Annotated in this window: 11 protein-coding genes; 3 read left to right on the forward strand and 8 right to left on the reverse strand. The window is 54.9% G+C overall.

The genetic code is table 11. The features are described from left to right. Nucleotides 1–32: 32 nt before the first annotated feature. Nucleotides 33–1,604 (forward strand): hypothetical protein, encoded by a 1,572-nt coding sequence (locus tag QRN61_RS16790; RefSeq protein WP_285374268.1) that lies wholly within the window; start codon nucleotides 33–35, stop codon nucleotides 1,602–1,604. A 104-nt stretch (nucleotides 1,605–1,708) separates the two neighbouring features. On the opposite strand, the gene QRN61_RS16795 is transcribed toward QRN61_RS16790, so the two are convergent. The 6 genes from QRN61_RS16795 to QRN61_RS16820 all read right to left on the reverse strand — a co-directional run bounded on the left by QRN61_RS16795 (nucleotide 1,709) and on the right by QRN61_RS16820 (nucleotide 12,168). Next, on the reverse strand, nucleotides 1,709–2,578 hold the full coding sequence (locus QRN61_RS16795; RefSeq protein ID WP_285374269.1) for a DNA/RNA non-specific endonuclease: 870 nt from the start codon (nucleotides 2,576–2,578) through the stop codon (nucleotides 1,709–1,711). 260 nt (nucleotides 2,579–2,838) lie between these two features. Further along, entirely contained in the window at nucleotides 2,839–3,402 is a 564-nt protein-coding gene (locus tag QRN61_RS16800) for an Imm15 family immunity protein (protein ID WP_285374270.1), read from the reverse strand. Further along, nucleotides 3,403–7,983, reverse strand: a complete 4,581-nt coding sequence (locus tag QRN61_RS16805) for an RHS repeat-associated core domain-containing protein (protein WP_285374271.1) — start codon at nucleotides 7,981–7,983, stop codon at nucleotides 3,403–3,405. A gap of 123 nt (nucleotides 7,984–8,106) precedes the next feature. Next, nucleotides 8,107–8,370 (reverse strand): PAAR domain-containing protein, encoded by a 264-nt coding sequence (locus tag QRN61_RS16810; protein WP_285374272.1) that lies wholly within the window; start codon nucleotides 8,368–8,370, stop codon nucleotides 8,107–8,109. A 248-nt stretch (nucleotides 8,371–8,618) separates the two neighbouring features. Then, nucleotides 8,619–11,525: a type VI secretion system Vgr family protein gene (locus tag QRN61_RS16815; RefSeq protein WP_285374273.1), complete on the reverse strand. Its 2,907-nt coding sequence runs from the start codon at nucleotides 11,523–11,525 to the stop codon at nucleotides 8,619–8,621. A 127-nt stretch (nucleotides 11,526–11,652) separates the two neighbouring features. Continuing rightward, the gene (locus QRN61_RS16820) at nucleotides 11,653–12,168 is read right to left on the reverse strand and encodes an Hcp family type VI secretion system effector (RefSeq protein WP_027613808.1); all 516 of its coding nucleotides are present in this window, start codon (nucleotides 12,166–12,168) and stop codon (nucleotides 11,653–11,655) included. Between the two features lie 462 nt (nucleotides 12,169–12,630). Here QRN61_RS16820 and QRN61_RS16825 point away from each other — a divergent pair, with 462 nt between their 5' ends. Both QRN61_RS16825 and umuC read left to right on the forward strand, forming a co-directional pair. Continuing rightward, nucleotides 12,631–13,056 (forward strand): LexA family protein, encoded by a 426-nt coding sequence (locus tag QRN61_RS16825; protein WP_285374274.1) that lies wholly within the window; start codon nucleotides 12,631–12,633, stop codon nucleotides 13,054–13,056. After that, complete coding sequence (gene umuC, locus QRN61_RS16830; RefSeq protein ID WP_285374275.1) at nucleotides 13,049–14,326, forward strand: translesion error-prone DNA polymerase V subunit UmuC; 1,278 nt, start codon at nucleotides 13,049–13,051, stop codon at nucleotides 14,324–14,326. The genes QRN61_RS16825 and umuC overlap by 8 nt, the downstream gene beginning before the upstream one ends. A 50-nt stretch (nucleotides 14,327–14,376) precedes the next feature. On the opposite strand, the gene QRN61_RS16835 is transcribed toward umuC, so the two are convergent. Together QRN61_RS16835 and QRN61_RS16840 are read right to left on the reverse strand one after the other, a co-directional pair. Next, nucleotides 14,377–15,036 (reverse strand): hypothetical protein, encoded by a 660-nt coding sequence (locus tag QRN61_RS16835; RefSeq protein WP_285374276.1) that lies wholly within the window; start codon nucleotides 15,034–15,036, stop codon nucleotides 14,377–14,379. Nucleotides 15,037–15,398: 362 nt separating this feature from the next. Next, on the reverse strand, nucleotides 15,399–17,009 hold the full coding sequence (locus tag QRN61_RS16840; RefSeq protein WP_285374277.1) for a gamma-glutamyltransferase family protein: 1,611 nt from the start codon (nucleotides 17,007–17,009) through the stop codon (nucleotides 15,399–15,401). Nucleotides 17,010–17,028: the final 19 nt, after the last annotated feature.

Genomic DNA, 17,028 nt, shown 5'->3' on the forward strand with positions numbered 1-17,028 from the left:
CGGCCTCTGGCCGGGGGGTTCAAGGATCGGATATGAACATAAAGGTTTGTTTCGCAAACCAAGGCGAGTTGATCAGGCTGGCATTCGACGCATTCGGGGTGCTCCCCCGCAAGGAAGCCGATCGGGATGATTTCGATGAAGCGGCCAAAAAAAGTATCCAGAAACAGTTGCACAGACTCGCCAAAGAAGAAGGTCACCTGACCTCAAACTTCGACGAATCAGTCGAGCTACTTGGAAGCATTCTTTTAGGGTATCTGCCCAGCACCCGCATGATACAAGCCGTAGGCGCCCCCATGTCAGACCTCCACGACGCGTACAACGAAGTCGTGCGCAGCGAAGGCACATTTCTGAGTAAATCGCAGACCCTGCAATACTTCATCTCAGTCAAGGCTGTCCCACTCTTGGTCATGTCGTTGAACCATAGTCTGCTTCAATACAGGATCGAAGACTTTGAGCTGGAAACGCCTGATGATCCGTTCTGGTACCTGCCTTCCTGGTCGGACTCAAGAAAACCAACACTCCCCTTGGCCAAGGTAATGCGTTGGTCCTATGAGCGCTGTGGCCTCTCACAGACGCAGTTTCACTTTCCAGGGAAATGCGCGGAGTCAGATAACAACTCGCTTCAACACAACCTCGATAACGCCTTCAATTGGACCTCAGGTGCCTCCTTCCCTTCGCTTCCGGCGCTGATGAAAAATTTCAAAGAATCATTCAAGGCTCAGGCTGAAATCGGTCGAGAAGTCCCAGCCCTCCTACAGGCAAGTGTCTTAACCGCTCTTGTGTTTGCAAGGCTGGCGAGCCACATCGCGGAGCGGGTTGTAGAGACTTATGGTGTCGGTTACCTGAAGGACGTCTGCAACCAATTCAAGGACTACGCACAGTGGATTGTGGACGACATTGGAGAGTTCAAGACCGAGCTTGAACCGGTTATGCAAAAACAAACATCGCCTGAAAACGCTTGGATAACCTGGCAGCATGCCTGCAGCCACTTCTGGGGCTTCTTCAACGCAAAAATTGACCACGTAGCTGATACGCTGCAGCGGATTCAAAGTACACATCCCGACCAACCAGTGCGGGACGATGTGATAGCTGCACTGACAACCGAGTATGGTCGGTTTGCTGTATGCACCCGCATGGATCTTTACCAAAGAAAGGTGCCGTTGAACCCACCTGAAGGCTTCGTCGACATGGTCGTACAAGGCTTCAGCCTCAAGCGCGCCCCGAATACGCAGTGGCAGCAGATCGACGAGTACGCCAAGCGCATCGCCGCTTATGGGCTTGAAGAACACCTGTGCTGGATGGAGCCGTGGTTGCGAGCGGTTTACCACTACCGCAGGGAAGACTTTACGTCAGCGATGGAGCACTACCAGATCGCCTTTGAGCATGCCAAGTACCGAGCCGGGCAGCATCAGTACGACCTGGTGAATCAATTTGTTGAGGTGGCTGCAAAGAATGACAACCGGCGCAGGTTTAAAAAGGGTATTGAGTGGGCACAGTACATGAGAATCAAGGTTCGCTGGCTACGTGACGATGATCCAACGGAAGAAAAGCTGGACTACGTTTATCGAATGTTCAAGAGAGCTCGATACGATCATCAGCTATAGAGATTGCAATATTGCAGGCCTGAGGAAGTCTGTTTGGTTGGTTTGGCTCTATGGAGTGTGGATCGAGGAACCACAACCCATTCATGCCGCGCTCCTGCCCCTCTCTACCTAGTGGATAGATCTTGAGGGGCTGAGCAACCAATTTTTTTAGCCAACTGCCCACTCGTCAGTTTTAGCTGTGTCTGAACATCTCGTGGTAATCCGTTCCACAACGTCAGTCCTGATCGCTTCTCTATCTCCGCCACCGTTACCTGAAAATCACAAAAGTTCGCCGATCGCGGTGTGCTTTGATCCATGATAAATGCAGCGTAAAGCCCACCAACAGGCGAAGTCCCCGTGAAGATCACCTTCCAGTATCCACTCGGGATTGTGTGAGCCTTCTGGGTGCCCGGGAGAGAGCCAATGGTTCGCTCGTAAAGTGGCCCGGTAACGACATATACCGCATCCACGTCTGCGGCTTTACCAAGGTTGCGCTCTTGGTCTTCAAGACGTGCCCAAGCCCCTTGGTTGAGATCCGTTTTTTGTGGGGTGATGTTCGTCAGGTAGTTGAGCGACTGCCAATCGGAGACACCGCCCATAGAGGCCAGATTAGCTTGATGACCTCGATCAATTTTCAAAGCGGCGCTCGCCCCATTGTAATCCTGAGGATTAAGCGTTTCCCCCGAAGGTACGTCAGGGTCCGTCTTCCAATTACGAGGGCGGCCACTGGCGGGTGTTGCTTTGGTGATTTTGTAAGCTACCCAGTTGGCGAACTTGGTTGTTGCATTGTTGTTCAGGGTATAGGCCTGACGATAGAGCGTGACCTCACTGCCTCCTGCGGGACACCCCACAGAACAGTTGTCGATCGTCGTTTGCGGTGCCACCTCATGGCCTGGTGCAGTGCCGCCAACGCCCAAAGAGCCAAGTGATGAACAAGCACTTATCAAAGGTAATGCGAGCAAAGAAACCAGTTTGTATTTTAACAATTCTCGCATTTAGCGCTCCTTAAAAGGCGCGCAGCTTAAATCGCAAATGCTCGCCACACCAGTGTGCGCGTTGAGCAAGGTGTATCCAAACGTGGATAATATTCGGCACCCCAAAGTCACACCAATGAGTCAAAATCGACAGTGCATGCATCCTTCGTAATTACCTACGCGCGTCAAGCAATGAACCAGCCTCACACTTCTCGATCGATCAAGGTCAAACCTGCAGGCAACAATGCAAGTTAAGTTATTTAGCTGGTCGCATCCAAAAGCTATAAACCTAAACTTGGACGCCGCGAATTATGAGCCACCTTACCTACCATTCTCTTTTCTACTTTTGGAACAACGAAGACTCTAACAATTTCCTCATCGCATGCAGAGTCATAAAATCTACTCTCGTGGAAATCAAACATTGACTCCCCACCTACGTTCCGAAAGCTATTTTTCACCTCCTCCATTTCTCGAGAAGCGACTTTCCTATCTTTTTTTTCTACCTTGTCGAGAAATCCGCTTGAAACGCCTTCTGGATAAACGAAAATATTGGGGATAATAACGCTCCGCTCATCCACGTCGTCAAAATCAGTAAAAGTGATGGCGTAAAAAGTACCCTTATCAATTTTCTCCATTATTCTTATCAAGCTCATTACAAAAACCGCCATCCCCACAAGCACTTCCGACACCTTGTCGTTGCTCATTTCCTTTTTTAAAAAATCCAATCGCTTATATCTAGAAACAAGCGGTATCTCTTCAAAATTTTCGTAATCTTCAAAGAACACACCCATATCACTATATGGCTCTTTATTTATGATCTTTGTATAAATATCAACCAGCTTCATTTAAGGAATACTCCAACCGTGATCATTTAGCCATGCTTTTGTTTTGTTAGAGAAGGTCACATCTCCTTTTCCTTTATCATGTATTGATCCGTCTAGATTGTATCCCGACCCACACTTGCAGTGTGCATGCCATTGACTGTTAGGAACACTTTGTTCAGGTTCATCAATACGAGTGATTTCCGCCGGTGCCTGGCCTCTTCGAACCTTTGATTGCGCCTGTTTAGGGGTGCCACCCGATTGTCCGCCTTTTTTAGCCAATCCTAACGGATCGACCCAGTTCGAAGGATTCGGAGCGTACTCAAACAGGTTCAACCCGCCTGCGTAACCACTCGGATCTTGGCTGATAAAACGACCCACGCTCGGATCGTAATATCGATGCCGATTGTAGTGCAGCCCCGTCTCATGATCATGGTATTGCCCCTGGAATCGAATCGGGTTGGTAACGCCCTGCTGTTTCGCCCATTGCGACCACTCTTCTGTGATCTCTCCCCAAGCCTTGTACTGAGCACGCCACACAAGGTCACCGCTCTGATCGGTCAGTTCTTGAGGCGTACCAAGATGGTCGCACTGGAACCATGTCAACACATCGATGGGTGGCGACACTGATGAGTGATTCCAGAGCGGATCTTCCTCCACACTGTAGCCCTCGTCATAGCTCGGTAATCCCACCAAATTGATAGAAGAATGAGACATAGCCTGCGCAACCGGAATGAACGTACCCGGCTCAAACACATAGTGAATCGTGCGGCCCGCCTCGCCATCCTGCTGCGCAGCACGACTTTCCCAAGCCAGGTTATCGCCATCCCAGCCGTACAATGTGAACCCACACCCATGCTCGCGCTGCAACCTGGCCTGCTCAGTGCTATTCCACAGTGAGCCCGCTGCCGATCTAGGCTGGTAATGCACCCTTGAGTTCTTCAGCAATCTTCGCCCAAGCGCATCGTAGGCATATTCCACCGATAGCTTGGCGTCTTCAAAATGCACCAACCGATCAAACAGATCCCAGCGCATTTGACTGAAAGCACCGTCCTGCCAGCGCTTGATCTGATTACCGCGTTCGTCGTATTCGTAGTGAGTGCCGGCGTAATCGCGCAGTAAGTTATCGACCAGTTTGCTGCGTGCTGGGGTCAGCTCCAATGGTCGCCGATTCTCAGCCGTCTTTTCATCCAACAAGTTACCCGCCGGGTCAAAGTCGAATGTCTCAACACCCAAACGACTGACTGCGCTCACCAACCTGCTCACTGGATCATAACGGTAGGACAACTGACCACGACGTGTATCGTTGATTTCGCTCAGTTGTTCTGCTGCGTCGTAGGTGTACTCACGCTTGAGAACGACAGACTTGTCATCACTGCGCCCCAGCAGTTGCTCCTGCAACCGCCCGACAGGATCCCATTTCTGAATCTGTACCAGACGATTGCCTTGATGCCGAGCGACTTCGCGGTGCATGTCATCGCGCTCATACCCAAGCAGCTCATGCTCGTTAAGACGCAACGCCAAGAGATGGCCGCTGCCGTAGGTCAACCAACTGACTCGATGTCCATCAGGACGAATCGTAGCAACGCGCTGATTGAGCACGTCGTACTCATGTTGCCAAACAGCAACGAGTGGTTTTTCCAGACAAAGATAATGCTGATGCTCACGCACCATGTTGCCTGCCGCATCGTGGAACCACTGCACACGACTATCGGCATTGCTCGCAAGGATCATCTGACCCCTGCCATCATAAGCATAATTTTCTGCCTGTGACTGATCGCCAAGGGTTGCAAGGCGCTCAGTCACACGTCCCATTTCGTCGTACGCAATCGTCACAACACGGTCACCAGTAGCTACCTTTGACAGACGTCCTGAAGCTATATCGTATTGATAGCGAGTCAGACTACCGTCAAAGCCTGTTTCGGTCAGTAACCGTCCAACTGGGTCATAGAGGAATTGTGCCGAACGCTCATTCTGGTTCTCCAACGCTTGCAAACGCCCCAGGCGATCCCAGCGATAACGCAAAGTCTGTTCGGCTGCGTCCACTCGCTCAGCGAGAAAACCCGATGCTGCATAACTCCAGGTCGTACAGCGATCCAGTCCGTCGACATGCGCCAACAACCGACCTTCCGCGTCGTACTCAAAGCGCTCTTGTGTTTTGTCGGGATGCTTGATGAGCGCCACGTGTCCAGACTTGTACTCATACTCGGTGCTTTGCCCAGCGGCATCGATTGCACAGATCATCAAGCCTCGATCGTCATACTCCCACGCAGTAGTCTTGCCTGAGCAATCGACGTATTTGAGTAATTGTCCAGCGTCGTTGTACTCGAGCGTTTTCTCGTTGCCGTTTGCGTCCTTGATCGCAATCAGCAAACCTTTCTTGTCGTACGCGTACTCTGTTTTGTTACCGAGTGGATCGATCGTTTCAATCAGATTGCCAACATCATCGTAAGATCTTAGCCAGACTCCACCCTCTGCATCCATGATCTTGACCAGTTGATCCTGATCATCATAGGCAAAATGCACCACGCTGTTGTCCGCACGAATATGCTCAAGCCGATTACTGCGCTCGTCGTAGCTGTAACGATCTGTCGATCCATCCGGATGCACATGCCGCACCACGTTTTTGGCATCATCACGAAACAGCCATTCGGACAAGCCATCGGCGTGACGAATACGGTAGGTGTAGCCGAGGCTGTCGTAGTAATGCCAGGTCTCGTTGCCATGAGCATCGGTGACATAGGTCAGACGAATGTTCTCGTCCCATTCCAGGCGAGTTTCAAAGCTACCGTCATCCGCCCACTCACGAACTGCTTTGGCATCAGTGCCTGTGCCCTGCCACTGCAGGTTCATCCCGCGACCGGTTCGATCTGTATAACGTGTAATCAGGTGGTGCTCGTATTGGTAAGACCAAGCGGCTCCATTTTCATCCTGCGCCTGAACCAGATCACCTTGTCCGTCATATTCGTATGCACACAACTGCCGCAGCGGAGCCCCATCACAGATTTCCCACAGGCCGGTGACACGGCCATAAGCATCAACCATGGTGCCGATGTGGCGGTGAACTTTGGTGATGTCATTTTCCTGATAGGTGATCAGATCGGACAAAACCGGCACTTCTCCGTGACGATGCTCATGATGCAACATGATCCCCGCCCCGTTTCGCAGCTCAACACCAACCAATACAAAACGTTGACCGCGGCGGTTATAGGTTTCCTTGCGATCGAAACCACGGCACAGCAATAACTGCTCCTCGCTAACATGCACCAAGGTGATGTTTTCAATCGCGTCGTAGTGGAATTGACCGACCTTCGGTACCGGATAGGCATGGCTACGTCCGTCCGCATCGTGGAACACGAGGCCGTCATCCACCGCATCGATCCTGGTGGTAAACGCTGTGATCCAGCGGGCTCCAATCACGTCCGCGTCATAGGCGTTCAGATCAGAACAATACGTGCGCGTCCATTCGATGGGAAATGCACCGGGCAAGCTGAAGTCTGTGTGATTGAACGTCTCTGTACCCATGGCGAAGCTGATGCTTTTGCAGGTCGCGGGGCACACTTCGTTTTTCTCATCATTAGGCCGCGACTTTGGTTTCGACTCGCCTCGACTGACCTCAACTTTGCCGTCGTCTGCAACACGTCTCGACTGGCTGGTTGTTCCTGGTTTGACGTTGCCGCCTTGTCCGTGAACATTGCGCATCCGCCAGGCTGCAACTGCACTGGCCAGCACCACCAGCAATGCACCAATGGAGCTTTGAACGGCCGGATCGCTCAACTTGTTCAACTGCGTGCGCAGCTCAGGCCCCATGGCTCGCAAAGATTTCGTATGGACCAGCACCTTCTTCCTGGCCTGTTCTGGCAAAAGATGCTCGGCGGCGCTGTTGGCCACACCTTTCCCAGCGGCCTTGTAAACATTCGCGGCGGCGCCAAAAATATTGCTGATCGCACTCAGGGGGTCATGGAGCAACTGATCGCTGGCAGCACTTGCCATCTGCTCGGCTGCTTTCAAATTGCCTTTGGCATCGAGCTTACCGTTTACGACCCTTTCCAGGCCGTTGGCAATTTCGTTGAGGATTTTCTCGCCGAGCTCCCCTGCGTCATTGAGCAACTCTTTAAGTTTGGCTTGGGCCTGCTTAACGAAATCATCAATCACCCCCACGATGTCAGCGTTCAAATGACCGACCACCACGTTGATCAACGCATCACCGAGTACCAACTTTCCGACCTTGGCGACTTCCTGACGCACCAGAAATAGCGTCGGTCGCAAGCTCATGCGCGCTGCTGCCATATTCGGCGGCATCGGCAAAACACCGATCAGGTTAATTCCCAGGCTGACCCAATTGAGGGGATCTTGTCTCGGACTATTGGAGAGCGTCACAACATCATTCAGCGCATCGACCAATGCCATGATGTTACCGACAACAGGCAAAGCCCCCGCCACCGTCTTGATGCGTTCCAGGGTGACCAGATCACCACTGATATCCCGCAACCAGGCATCGAATTGAGCCGCACTGCGGCCTACGTCTTCCACCATGATCAGATTCAGGGGAACGACGGCGACTTGTGGTTCACGTTTGGTTGCAACAGCGGTATTGGTCGTCATGGGAGCGTCTTACCAGCCAGCAGGCTCGGGAATTCAGGGAAAACATGAGGCGCATCGCCGGTTGAGGGGTACGACTGGACGTCGCTTCTCATCAGCAATGGAGCCAAGATGTAGTTAGAACGATCAGCTGATCACTGCGCCTTTCGGGCCGCTTGCAATCAGCGCAGCACCGCAAGCGGTTTTCATACCGTCCAGAGCGATTGGCGTGCCTTCAACGGTGTAGGTGCTGCTGCCCTCTGCAATTGGGAAAACCCCTTTGCACAGTGGACAGCTGACCTTGTGACCGACTCCGGCAATAGGCTTGCCGTTGAGATCGGTTTGGGAGAAGGCTTCGAGCACCTTGCCACCGTGAGTAGTGGAGTCGCCCAAGCGGATTACATCTTTCATGTTGTCACTCCTTTGACTCAATTTTGGTTTCGTATCGGCCAATGGAAAATTGAAAACAGGTTCGCACCGAAAACCCTTTTCCACCGCTTACTCGGCCATCCAAGCTTCAATGGCCGTCACCAGATCGCTTTTGGACAATCAGTCAGCTCTGCAGCCACCAATTGAGTAGGGTTTCTTCATCATCAATGTTTTTTGTAAGCGAAAGACGGCTACCTGTGGCTCTCGCTTCTTGGCAACGGCTGCCTCAGTCATGAGAGCACCTCCCCATTTAGCAGGCCAGGCGTCTTGAGCGATGGTTTGGGCAAGGACGGGGCCGGGAGGCTTGGCAGTTTCCCTGCCTTGCTCGCTGCGCCGAGGATGCTCGATGCACTCGGCAGCGCCGCACTGGCAAGTTTCGGTAACCCGGCCACCCCGCCCTGCACCGCCCCTTTCACCTGCTGCGCCGTCTGCATCGCGCCCTGTGCGGTCTGCATGGCGCCCATGCCGCTCTGCGCCAGTTCCTTGCCCTTCTCCAGCATGTCCCAGTTCTTGTTCGGCAGAACCTGCGCAACCATCGCCTGCACCTGGCTCGGCACGTCTTCAGTGGCTGGCGGTTTTAGCGGCCATTCCGCTTTGCCGATGTAGCTGCCCTCACTCCAGGTGTCCGCCGGATCCTTGCCGAACAACACACGCGCGGGGCCTGGTGCAGCGCCAGAAACGCTGGCGAAACCCTTGGCGTCGAGCTTGCCCTTGATGCTTTTGCCCAGGGCGTCGATGACTTCGTAGTCGCCTTCCTTGATGCCTTGGCGCCCGGCGTACTGGTTGAACAGTTCCAGATTGCCCTTGCCCGGTTTCGGCGGTTCCGGGAATACCCCGGCCAGACTTTTCGCCCCGGTGTAGGCGAAGTTCGCCGCGTGCGCGGTGTACGGGCCCGTAGTGGCGTGGGTGATGCCGCCGGCGTTGTAGGTGGTCGCGCTGCCGCCGCCCTGGATCACCAGTTCGGTCTTGGCGGTGATGGTGATGCGGTCAGCATTGGCAGTGATGTTGAGTTTGGCCAGCAGGTTGATGCTGTCCTTGAGAGCCTTGACGTCGATGTCGCCGGACGCCGCGACCAGACGCCAGCCCATGCTTTGCACGAACAGACGCATGCCACGGCTGGCACTGGCCAGCAGGCGTTTGCCGATGGAAAAACTGGTGTGCCCGGTGCTACTCAGCGCCAGGTGTTCACCGGTGGCGATGTGGCTGGAGCGCGGCGTGGTCAGGGCGATGCCCGCGGGGCTGGCGAGCACCAGATGCGGCTCGGTGAATTCAGGGAATTCATTGGCGGTCATGTTCGCCGGGCCACTGCCGAGTACGCCTTGATGCTGCGCGTGCAACGCCTTGGCCACGTCGTCCTGATCGCCGGCCTCTTGCGCTTGAAGCTCTTTGGCCTGGGTGGCGAAACCGTCCTGCTGATCGCTGGCGGTGGCGAGGCGCTCGGCGGTTTCCGGCAAATCCTTGTGGTGCTTCGATTCGTTCGGGCGCGGCTCGGTGGTGATCAGCAGGCCGGCGCCGGCACGCACCGCGCCATGGCGATCGGTGCGCAACTCGAAACCTTCGCCACGCGGCTGCCCGCCGCTCGGGCGCGGGTGTGTCAAGTAGCCGAGGTTGATCGCACTGGCGCCGTGATCACTGCGCAGCGCAATACTGATCTCGCTGGTGGTGTCGTCGATGCGCAGTTCGTTGGCGCGGCTACCCTTGTATTCCTTGCTCTTGACCGTGGCCAGGGTCTTGAAGTCCGGCAGTTTGTACGGCGGCAGATTCGCGCCGTGGTACAGGCAACCGGTGATCAGCGGCTGATCGGGATCGCCTTCCAGGAAGGTGATCAACACCTCCATGCCGACCCGCGGAATGTTGATCGCGCCAAAGGTTTCCGCGGCCCAGTTCGAGGCCACACGCATCCAGCAACTGGTCTTGTCGTCGTGCTCGCCTTCGCGATCCCAGAAGAACTGCACCTTCACCCGACCGTACTGGTCGCAGTAAATTTCTTCGCCCTCAGGGCCGCAGACCACGGCGCTCTGAGTGCCGAGGACTTTCGGTTTCGGGTGATCGAGCGGCGGCCGGTACGGCACGTCCCACGGGATCGCATTGAAGCGGTTGCGGTAGCCCTGGTGGAAATCGTCCTTGTTGTCAGTGGTGTCGCTGGTCACCGACTCTTCGAGCACTTGCGGCTGCTTGCCTTCGTGGAGGATCTCGGTCAGCAGCCACAGATCGTTCCAGGTCGGGTTGGCGTGTTCGGTGAGGGCGAGGAAATGCCCGCTGACCAGAATCGGCTGATCGCTGTTGCCCTCGGCCAGACGATAGTCGCTGCGATGGCGCTCCAGTGCGCGATTGGCCAGGTGCTTGCCGCGCTCGCGATCTACGAAACGCCCCGGGTAATCGTAATCCTCCAGATCCGGCTGGGCGCTACTCTTGGCATCGCTTTCGAGCTCGATCTTCGGTTTGACGAAGTCGTAATCACGTCGTGTGGTGCGGCTGGTGCGGGTCGCCAGATGCAGGCCGAAACGCTTGACCACTGGTTGATCGGCGACCAGTCCGGAGTCCTGCTGATAAGCCACTGGCGCCAGTTTCGGGAACACCGTCTGGTCATCGCCGAACATCAGTTTGTGGCCGCTGGCGGTGTGCTGGAAGTGGTAGTGAATCCCCTCCTCCTCACACAGGCGCTGGACGAAATGCAGATCGCTTTCGTCGTACTGCACGCAGTAGATGCGCTCCGGATAAATCGCGCTCAGTTGGAAGTGATAGTCACTGGCGAGAATGCCGTGTTCTTCCAGCACCTTGCTGATGATCTGTTGCACGGTCATCTGCTGGAAGATGCGCTGGTTGACCCGATGCGCGAGGTACGAGAGCTGTGGGCGCAGGGAGATTTTATAGCGGGTCAGGCGCTTGCCGGCCTCGCCCTGGGCGATGCTGTAGATCAGCCCGTGAATCCCCGTGCCGCTGGGCGACAGCTGCAGGAACGCGAGTTTGTGCAGCAGGCTTTCGAGGTTGATCGAGGCTTTCTCACTGACCAGTTCCAGTTCGAACTCGAAGGGGGTGTTGAGCGCCTCTTTCCCGGTGAACGACAGCACCTGGAAATCGCTGTCCGCGCCATCGATGGTCAGATTGAAATGAGGCTGATTGGCCGGTGAGAACATCCCTTGTTCCTCGCGCAATGCTGCGACGGGCGCCATTCCATGAAGCGTGGCGCACGCAAAAAATTCTTTAGATCAAAGCCGCCCCGGCCAGCCGCACTGGCCAGGGCAGTACAACCATCAGTCGCGATTAAACGACTGGAGCACGCCAGTCATCGGAGCCCGAAGTACCGGAGACTTCGTGGGTCCAGGTGATTTTGCGGTAGGTGAACTGCACTTCTTCCAGGTGGGTGAAGTGGGCGTTCGACGGGTCCTGGCAGTTGTGCATCTTGTTGTTGATGGCGACGATGATCGCGTCTTCCAGTTTGGTGGTGTAGTAGTGCTCTTGAGTACCTTGAGCCGAAGTGCGGTACCACTGGATAACGATTTCGCTCATGCGCTCGCCGGAAGTCAGCGCCGCTTGCAGCAGAGGCGAAGCCTTGTCGTATACCTTGGTGATGACCACTGGCTTGTGCACACGCTGACCGGTTGGCTGACCGGATTGCGGATCACGCGGGATGATCACGTCGTGGGTGAAGGCCTGAACCATGACCTGGTCTTCGTGACCTTCCTGGAAGGTGTTGCCCACGGAGTCGGCGGTGAACGCGCCGGCAGTGATCAGACCTTGTTTTTCGCCAGTGACGGACATGTACGCTGGTGTTGCCATGGGGATGCTCTCCTTGCTCGAAAATACACAACCGACAGGCACCATTGCCTGCGCTGGTGGCGCTTAGCTATCAAAACTCATGCCAACAGATATGAAGCCCTTTGAAATTGAGGCTTTCAGGCTACCGTTCCTTCATTTTTTGTTTTCAATTCCCTCAAACAAACATGAAAGTGCGCAACTTCTTGCGCAGTAGTGTGCAAAAAGTTGCGCAGTTGGCTGAAAGCCTTGAATTACGTGGGTTTCAGAGCGTCTTAACACCAAAAACCGAGGAAGCACTGCGCAACTTCTTGCGCACTTCGAAAAAATGAATGTCCACTGAGAAAACGGGCATGCAGTCGGTGCGACTCTGAAACCGGGCTGTGAATCGACACGCCCGGCTGTCAGATTTTTAAAAGTGGAAATTGACCGACAGCCGATCAAAACGTTAACTGTACATTCGTACAGTATCGGAAGTCGTGCGTCATGAGCTTTTCAATCCAAGGCCCTATCGCTGTGGGCGGCCGGAAATTACCTCTCTGTTTATCGCGTGTACCAGCCGGTTTCCCATCGCCTGCTGCGGATCACATTGAGGCCCACATCTCATTGGATGAGGTTCTGAACATTCGTGCACCCCATGTTTATCTCGTTTCAATTACGGGAGAGAGCATGCAGGGCGCCGGAATTTTTGATGGTGATCTGGCAATAGTCGATCGTTCAATTGAACCGATTCATGGCCACATCGTGGTCGCATTGCTCAACAATGATCCTGTCTGCAAACGATTATGCTTGCGCGGCAAAGAGGTCATCTTGTTGTCAGAGAATCCGAAATTTCCACCTCGCTACGTGCTCGAGGGAGATGAACTTGCTATCTGGGGTGTCATCACCGGCAGTGTACGTAGCCATGTCTAAACAGCCCCCTGTATTCGCACTGATCGACTGCAATAGTTTCTACGCCAGTTGCGAACGGGTATTTCGTCCCGACTTGGCCAGAGTGCCAATCGTGGTGCTCTCAAACAACGATGGATGCGTGATCGCACGATCAGCAGACGCCAAACCTTTTGTGAAAATGGGCGAACCCTACTTTCAGATCAAAACCAAGCTCCGCCAGCATGGCATTGTCCCCTTTTCCTCCAACTATGCGCTCTATGGCGATATGAGTGAGCGTGTCATGACTGCCATTGAGTCTCTGGTACCTATGGTGGAGGTTTACAGCATCGACGAGGCGTTCGCAGACCTCACAGGCATCGCAAATCTGGATGCACTCGGCAGGCAGATTCGTAGCAACGTCCTACGCGCCACCGGGATACCCGTTGGTGTCGGTATTGCTCACACCAAAACCCTGTCCAAGTTGGCCAACCACACGGCTAAACGATTGCAGGCCCAAACGGGTGGCGTCGTGAATATTTGCGATCCATTCAAACGAGACTGGGTTCTTCGCAATACTGATGTGTCAGAGGTATGGGGTGTCGGTCGACGGATGCAGCTGCATCTGAACGCGATGGGCATCAATACCGCCATGGATCTGGCCAAAGCTGATCCTTGGACGCTGCGTAAAAATTTCAGTGTGGTGATCGAGAAAACGGCGCGTGAACTGGCCGGCACGCCCTGTCTGGAACTTGAAGAACCGGATCCTCCAAAACAAGAAATTTGCTGCAGCCGAATGTTCGGGCAGCGATTGAAAGAGCTTGCGCCGATAAAGGAAGCGGTTGCCACCTATATGCAAAGGGCTGCGGAAAAACTCAGAGCACAGCAGTCACTTTGCAAAAAAATTCGAGTCAGCATACGCACCGGCATGTTCAATCCGGAAGAAGCAAAGTACGCCAATGGCGTTGTGATTGAGCTTCCCTATCCAACAGATGACGTCAGGCTTTTGACCAAAACAGCTGTGGATTCACTCGATCATGTGTTCCGCCCCGGATTTAACTACAGCAAGGCCGAAGTGATGCTGCTCAACCTCTGTCAGCCTGGTGAGTACACGGACGATTTATTCGCAATATCGCAACCAGCAGCTGCTACGAAGGTTATGTCCGTCCTGGATGAAATCAATCATCGATGGGGTCCCGGGACACTGCGAACTGCCAGCGTCCCGAGTAACCCGGCTTGGACGATGCGTCGAGAAATGATGAGTCAGAGTTACACCACCCGGCTCGATCAGTTATGGAAAGTCTCTTGCTGTTAGCAAATGGACACGGCGCTTTTCTGAAGCTTGGCACTCTGTCCCCAAAACACCTATGTTCCACCAGCCGAACAGGCAGCTAACGCCGCCAATGTTCGGCGTTCGGAGTTCCAAATCGTCAGACACCAGACATGTTCAGTCTTCGTCTCCAGACAGAAAAAGTCTGTCCACGCCGCGCTTAGTGAATGCCCATCTGGAACGCAATTGATCTGCTGCCAAGGCCCCACCACCCAACTGAAGACTGAGATATCGCGGTGCTCCAGAAGTCCCAGCACATTGATCCACTCACGGAACAATACTTGCGTGTCTTCGGCGTAGCACACTGTTTTCAACTGGAAAAGTGGACGACAAAAATCAGCATAAAGTGAGAATGGCTCAGCGCAATTGGCCTCGGTGCGAGTAAGACCACGTATTTGCTCGGAGCTCAACTGCTCACCCACGGCTTCAGAAATATTCCAACTCATCGTAGGCTCGGGATAATCCCCGACCGGCACACGCTGGATAAGCTTTCCATGCCACTCGCGCTGACTGTCCATGATTTGTTCATAGAGTTCTGAAAGCGCTCGCCGATGAAACTGCTCATGAACACCTATGTCATCGTCAACGATCAGGGACACAAACTCGAACACACAGCCCACATCATCAAGGCGCCTGCGCAGTTGCGCTATTTTATCCGACCACACCTTTTCTGAATCGCGAACGTGATCCTGCACTCACTACTCCCTACTCTTTTGATTCGACCAGCCTATGCATCGTGCAACGCCGACAGATGGTTGAGAACGCTATCAAATGAGCCGGACGATAAATGTAGGAAATATCAACGCGTCATGAAGGAGGATCCGTAAACTAACATCGATAGAGCACCTACCTGCATCCCCTCTGAAACCAAGTTTCTAGGTACATTGTCTTCGATTTTTGACGTTAACGAACAGTTGACCGAGCGGATAGCGGCTAACAAAGCCCCATTGGACTGACGCGAATCGTTCAGGCGAGCTTATGCTTTTGCCCCTATTACCGATCTTTGCGCTAACGGTCAAAGGGGCAATGCTCGTCAATCCCTGGCAATCAATCCGCTTTACCAAACCGCAATATGCGAATCCGCCCGCGGCTCAGTCCCGCCACACAGCACACCCGTCACTGGATCACGCAGAATAATCTGTCCTCTGCCGTAATCCGTCAGGTCACTGGCGATCTGCACCTCATGCCCGCGACGCGCCAACGCGTTGGCCAGATCCCTTGAAGCACCCTGCTCGATGCCGACCTTCATCCCGCCAAGCCACTGCCAGCGCGGCGCGTCCAGTGCCGACTGCGGGTTCAAGCCGAAATCCACCAGGTTCATCACCATCTGCACATGCCCCTGCGGCTGCATGTAGCCGCCCATCACCCCGAACGGGCCCAACGCCTGACCGTCCTTGGTGAGGAAGCCGGGAATGATCGTGTGAAAGGTCTTTTTCCCCGGCGCCAACGCGTTGGCATGCTCGGGATCCAGGCTGAATTCCTGGCCACGGTTCTGCAGGGCGATGCCGCTGTCCGGCAGCACCACGCCTGAGCCGAAGCCGTGATAATTGCTCTGGATGAACGACACCATATTGCCCTGCCCGTCCGCCGTGGCCAGGTACACCGTGCCACTGGCATGGGGATCGCCCGGTTTCGGCGGTTGCGCTTGTTCGCCGACCTGAGCGCGGCGGCGGGCGCTGTATTCGTCGCTCAACAGATCGGCCACGGCCACGCGCATGTGCAGCGGATCGGTGATGTAGTGCAGCCCATCACTGTAGGCGAGCTTCATCGCCTCCAGTTGCCGGTGCCAGGTCTGCTGGCTGTCACGGTGATCGAAGTTGAAGCCTTCAAGAATCTTCAGCGCCATCAGCGCAACCAGCCCCTGCCCGCTCGGCGGGATTTCCCAGACATCCACGCCGCGATAATTGACGTGGATGGGCTCGACCCACTGCGCGCGGTAATGCTCAAGATCCGTGGCGCGCAGATAGCCGCCCGTTGCCCGCGAATGCGCATCCAGGCGTTGCGCCAGTGCGCCGCGATACAAACTCTCGCAACGAGTGCTGGCCAACTCCTCAAGGGTTCGCGCCTGCGCCGGGTTACGGAACAGCTCACCGGCCTTGGGCGCACGACCGTCAATCAGGAACGTATCGAACCAGGCCTGCAGCACCTCATCGCGGTGCGGACTGAACTCATCCAGTGCGATCTGCCATTGATGGGCAACCACCGGCGACAGCGGAAAACCGTCTCTGGCCAGGCTGATAGCCGGTTGCAGCAAATCGGCGAACGGCAACACGCCAAAGCGTTGCGACAGCTCGGCCCAGGCCGATGGGCAACCGGGCACCGTCACTGGCGTCCAGCCATACAGCGGCATTTGCTCATGGCCGGCTGCTTTCACCGCTTCGATGCTCAGACTGGCCGGGGCATGGCCGTTGGCATTGAGGCCATGCAGCTGATCCTTGAACCAGACCAGCGCAAACGCATCACCGCCCAGGCCGCAGCCCGTAGGCTCGACCACGGTCAGTGCCGCCGCCGTGGCGATGGCCGCGTCGATTGCATTTCCACCCTTCTGCAGCATCTCGATGCCGGCCTGCGCGGCAAGTGGCTGAGACGCCGCGACCATGCCACGACGGGCGAAGACGCTTTGGCGTTGCGATGGATAGGGATATTCGTGAGCAGAGAATTTCAACATGGCAAAGGCTCTTCAAATC

This window comes from Pseudomonas sp. lyk4-TYG-107 (assembly GCF_030209055.1).
Classification (GTDB): domain Bacteria; phylum Pseudomonadota; class Gammaproteobacteria; order Pseudomonadales; family Pseudomonadaceae; genus Aquipseudomonas; species Aquipseudomonas putida_A.

Coding starts and splice junctions, on each gene's coding strand:
- QRN61_RS16790 (WP_285374268.1), top strand. CDS start 33: ATGAACATAAAGGTTTGTTTCGCAAACCAAGGCGAGTTGATCAGGCTG.
- QRN61_RS16795 (WP_285374269.1), bottom strand. CDS start 2,578: ATGCGAGAATTGTTAAAATACAAACTGGTTTCTTTGCTCGCATTACCT.
- QRN61_RS16800 (WP_285374270.1), bottom strand. CDS start 3,402: ATGAAGCTGGTTGATATTTATACAAAGATCATAAATAAAGAGCCATAT.
- QRN61_RS16805 (WP_285374271.1), bottom strand. CDS start 7,983: ATGACGACCAATACCGCTGTTGCAACCAAACGTGAACCACAAGTCGCC.
- QRN61_RS16810 (WP_285374272.1), bottom strand. CDS start 8,370: ATGAAAGATGTAATCCGCTTGGGCGACTCCACTACTCACGGTGGCAAG.
- QRN61_RS16815 (WP_285374273.1), bottom strand. CDS start 11,525: ATGTTCTCACCGGCCAATCAGCCTCATTTCAATCTGACCATCGATGGC.
- QRN61_RS16820 (WP_027613808.1), bottom strand. CDS start 12,168: ATGGCAACACCAGCGTACATGTCCGTCACTGGCGAAAAACAAGGTCTG.
- QRN61_RS16825 (WP_285374274.1), top strand. CDS start 12,631: ATGAGCTTTTCAATCCAAGGCCCTATCGCTGTGGGCGGCCGGAAATTA.
- umuC (WP_285374275.1), top strand. CDS start 13,049: ATGTCTAAACAGCCCCCTGTATTCGCACTGATCGACTGCAATAGTTTC.
- QRN61_RS16840 (WP_285374277.1), bottom strand. CDS start 17,009: ATGTTGAAATTCTCTGCTCACGAATATCCCTATCCATCGCAACGCCAA.